The following is a 4234-nucleotide window of genomic DNA, read 5'->3' as shown; positions in this document are numbered from 1 at the left end:
GCGCGTCCGCCCGGCCGACACCCGCAGCGCCGACGCCGCGGCCCGCAACAGCACCGATCCGGGGGCGCGCGCCGCGCCCACCGGGCCGGAGCGTCACGCCCTCGGCGACCCGGGCGTCTGGGCGCGTGCCTCGGCCCAGAGCCGCACGAGCGCGGCTCCGCCGCCGATCGAGTCGGTGCAGCTCAGCCTCGATCTCGGCGACGCCCCACGAGAGGGCGAGGTGTCGGGGCTGCCCGAGCTCAGCGCGGCCGAGTCGGTCGCGGCTGAGCTCGAGATCCTCGGGCTCGACGTCAGTCGTCACGTGCTCGACGGACACGCCCGGTTCCTCGACGCCCTCGGCACGACCCGCAGCCGCGACCTGCTGGCCCAACGCAGCCGCAGCGAGCTGCTCGTCGCCGGCGTGAAGGTCGCCACCCAGACCCCGCCCATCCGCAGCGGACGACGCGTCGTCTTCCTCACCCTCGACGACTCCACCGGTCCGGTCGACGCCACGTTCTTCGAGGACGCCCAGGGCCCCTACGCCCAGACGGTCTTCGGATCGTGGCTGCTGGTGGTGCGCGGCGACCTGCGCCGCACGGGTCACCGCGGCGTCTCGCTGCGCGCCACCGGAGCGTGGGAGCTCACCGAGCTGCACGACCTCTGGCGCCGCGAGGGTCTCGGTGCGGTGCAGGACCTGATTGCTGCCGCGCCGCGGCCGACGGGGGCCGGCGACGGTCGGCCGCGTCGGGTGCTCGTGCACAGCAGCGGGTTCGCGGTGTCGCCGTACGCCGACGTCCGACCCTCGGGTGCCGACCCTCGGCAGGTCTCCCGCTCGCTGTGGCACCGCTCCCCGGGAAGCCCAGGATGATGCTCCCTCACGACGCACTAGGGTTCGTCCCATGTCCGCCAGCGATCGCCGTGCCGCCCCCCGCACCGCTGTGGTGTGGGATGTCCTCGACCCGATTCTCGGGGGCCCCGTCGACCCCGCTGACTCAGCCGGCAGTCGAGCACCGCACGAGGCGCTCGACGTGCTCGACATCGGTGGTGGCACGGGCGGCTCGGCCGTCCGGATCGCCGAGCGCGGCCACCGGGTCTCGGTCATCGACCCGAGTCCCGACGCCCTGGCCTCCCTCGATCGACGTGCTCGTGAGCACGGCGTCGAGGTGTCCGGTCGCCAGGGAGACCTCACCGACCTGCTCGACCTCGTCTCGCCCGACAGCGTCGACGTCGTCCTGTGCCACGGCGTGCTCGAGATCGTCGAGGACCCCGCAGCCGCCGTCGCGAGGATCCGCCAGGTGCTCCGCCCCGGCGGGCACCTCAGTCTCCTCGTGGCCCAGCGGCACGCCGCGGTCGTCGCCCGCGCCATGGCCGGCCACTTCGCCCAGGCCACCGCACTGCTCGACGACGTCTCGAGCCACGGTCGCGCCGGGCGCCGCTTCACCCGCGACGAGGCCCACACCCTGCTCGTCGAGGCCGGCTTCGAGGTCGTCTCGACGCACGGCATCCGGGTCTTCGCCGACCTGGTGCCCGGCTCACTGCTCGACCTCGAGCCCGGGGCGACCGGGGCCCTCGTCGACCTCGAGCGCGCCGTCGCCGAGCGCCCGGAGTATCTCCCGCTCGCCACTCAGGTGCACCTGCTGGCTCGCTAGCCCCACCCGGTCGAGGTCGGCGTGACCTCCGTCGACGCCGCGGCCGCCGGCACTGCTCACGTCACGTCCACCCCGATCCTGCACGTCGACATGGATGCGTTCTACGCCTCGGTGCTCCTGCGCGACCGTCCCGAGCTCCAGCACCTGCCGGTGATCGTCGGTGGTGGCCACCGCGGGGTGGTCCTGGCCGCCAACTACCCGGCCCGCGCGTACGGCGTCCGCTCGGCGATGACGGCCACGCGGGCCCGTCGGCTCTGCCCGCAGGCGGTGGTCCTCGAGCCCGACTACGACACCTTCACGACGGTCTCGACCGCGGTGATGGCGCTCTTCCGTCGCACCACCCCGCTGGTCGAGGCGATCTCGCTCGACGAGGCGTTCCTGGACGTCTCGGGCTCGCTGCGACGGCTCGGCACGCCGCTCCAGATCGCCGAGGACCTCCGCGCGACCATCCACGACGAGCAGGGGATCACCTGCTCGGTGGGGATCGCGGCCTCGATCTCGGTGGCCAAGCTCGCCGGCAAGCGGGCCAAGCCGGACGGCGTCGTCGTGGTGACCCCGGCGGAGGTCACCTCGTTCCTGCATCCGCTCGACGTCGGCGACCTCTACGGCGTCGGCGAGAAGACCCGGGCGCTGCTGCACCGGCTCGGACTCGTCACGGTCGGCGACGTGGCCCACACCCCGGTGCGCACGCTGCAGCGCGCGGTGGGTCAGCACCTCGGCGCGCACCTGCACGACCTGGCCTGGGGCACCGACCGGCGCGAGGTCGCGCCCCGCAGCAGCGGGGTGTTCGGGCACGGCGCGCGCAGCGGGGAGGCCGAGCCCGAGCGGTCGATGGGGGCGCAGGAGACCTTCGCCCGCGACACCGACGACGGCGACGTGGTGCTGCGCGAGGTGCTCAAGCTCACCGCGAAGGTGGCCGCTCGGGTGCGCGCGGCCGGGGTCGCCGGTCGCACGGTCACGATCACCGTCCGCTTCGCCGACTTCACGACCATCACGCGCAGCCGCACGCTGGCCGAGGCCACCGACGTCACCCAGGAGCTCTACGCGGCAGCGGTGCGCCTCTACGACGCCCTCGGGCTGCAGCGCGCACGGGTGCGACTGGTGGGAGTCCGGGTGGAGGGTCTGATGGCACGGGAGCAGGTGCAGCGACAGGGAGTTCTGGGGGAGCGGGAGCGCGGCTGGGCTGACGCCGACCGTGCGATCGACCTCGCCACCCGGCGTTTCGGGAGCGCCGCAGTGCGTCCCGCGAGCCTCCTGAGCTGATGTCTCGGCGCTCCGAGGTGACCGCTTGTGAAGATTGCGCACGAATTTCCGGCTCCCGGCTACCGTGACGACAGCGGCCTGCCTATCCTTGACGCAACGCCCGCGCTACGCGCCTGTCACGTACGACCATGGAGGATCCGGTGCCACTCTCCGAAGAGGAGCTGCGACTGCTCGAGCAGATGGAGCGCGCGCTCGTCGAGGAGGACCCGAAGTTCGCCTCCACCCTGCGCGGCGTCACCATGCGGCAGAGCGCACGTCGACGCACGATCATCGCCGGAGCTGCCTTCACGCTCGGCATCACGGTCCTGATGGCCGGTGCGGTCTACAACCGGTGGTACGTCGGACTGGCGGGCTTCGTCCTCATGCTCGGCGCTGCCACCATCGGACTGGGCGCCATGCGCGGCCAGCAGCAGGCCGGCCCGGCCGAGCACACCTCGGGTCATCCGTCGGGTTTCTCGGTCATCGAGGGCGGACGCCGCACCAAGCGCAGCCGCTCACGGGCCTCGGCCACCTCGGGCACGTTCCTCGAGCGGATGGACGCCCGCTGGCGCCGTCGTCGGGAGAACGGCGGCTTCTGATCCGCCGCAGTCGCGGCCGTGAAGACCGGTCGTGACAGCTGTCCGACCGACTGGCGACCAGTGAGTCGGACATGTGTGTCAGGCCAGTGAGTCAGACGTGGTCGACGAGCGCGCCCGAGCGGTCCTCGGCGTCCTGGGGGTCGTCGCTCCCCGGACGCGTGCGATCACGTCGGAGCACCGAGCGCGGCAGCCAGGTGGCACGGCGTCGGGTGCGCTGGGGCGCGCCGGCCAGCAGGGCCTGACGGCAGATCTCGACGTCGGCGTCGAACGCCCCGGCCGGTGCGGCGCTGCCGAGGCCGTAGCGCGACTGCTCGAGGGCCAGCACGATCCGGGCGAGCGCCTTGACGGCCAGCGGCGCCTGCTCGGGGCCGCGAGCGGGCCTCTCGTCGGAGTCGCCGACCCGACCCAGGCGGGTGAGCAGGACGACCAGCACCTCGCGCGGCGAACGGTGCTCGGGCCACTGCTGACCCAGGTCGACGGTGGTGGCTCGCAGCTCGTCCCAGGCCGACTCCGGCCCCGCGCCGAGTCGGCGGGACCGCTGCCGGGAGCGCAACGTGTGCGGGGCGACGGCCAGGAGTACCAGCAGGGCCAGGAACGCCAGGGCCAGCAGCACGCGCGCCCACGGCAGTCCGGCGTCGCCGGCGTTGTCCGACCCTGCCTGGTCGTCGAGGTCGGGCGCCGTGGTGGGCTGCGCGGCGTCGGCGGACGGTCGCCCCGACGGGACCCGCGAGGGCTGCTCCTCGGGCCGCACCGTCGGGATGACGG

General features: G+C 73.7%; 5 protein-coding genes. 4 read left to right on the top strand and 1 reads right to left on the bottom strand.

What is annotated here, in order from left to right; genetic code table 11:
• The 4 genes from VOI19_RS15345 to VOI19_RS15330 form a co-directional block, all read left to right on the top strand.
• Positions 1–847, top strand: an 847-nt coding sequence (locus VOI19_RS15345; RefSeq protein ID WP_323793837.1) for an OB-fold nucleic acid binding domain-containing protein, incomplete at its 5' end; no start/stop codon positions are given.
• Between the two features lie 31 nt (positions 848–878).
• Entirely contained in the window at positions 879–1628 is a 750-nt protein-coding gene (locus tag VOI19_RS15340) for a methyltransferase domain-containing protein (protein ID WP_323793836.1), read from the top strand.
• A 21-nt stretch (positions 1629–1649) separates the two neighbouring features.
• Positions 1650–2891, top strand: coding sequence for a DNA polymerase IV (dinB, locus tag VOI19_RS15335; protein ID WP_323793835.1), 1242 nt, complete (start codon positions 1650–1652; stop codon positions 2889–2891).
• 140 nt (positions 2892–3031) lie between these two features.
• Complete coding sequence (locus VOI19_RS15330; RefSeq protein WP_323793834.1) at positions 3032–3469, top strand: DUF3040 domain-containing protein; 438 nt, start codon at positions 3032–3034, stop codon at positions 3467–3469.
• Positions 3470–3560: 91 nt separating this feature from the next.
• Here VOI19_RS15330 and VOI19_RS15325 read toward each other — a convergent pair.
• On the bottom strand, positions 3561–4234 hold a 674-nt coding region (locus VOI19_RS15325; RefSeq protein WP_323793833.1), incomplete at its 5' end, for a hypothetical protein.

It is taken from the genome of Nocardioides sp. (genome assembly GCF_034670285.1).
Taxonomy (GTDB): domain Bacteria; phylum Actinomycetota; class Actinomycetes; order Propionibacteriales; family Nocardioidaceae; genus Nocardioides.
This window is presented reverse-complemented; position numbering and strand designations above follow the sequence as displayed.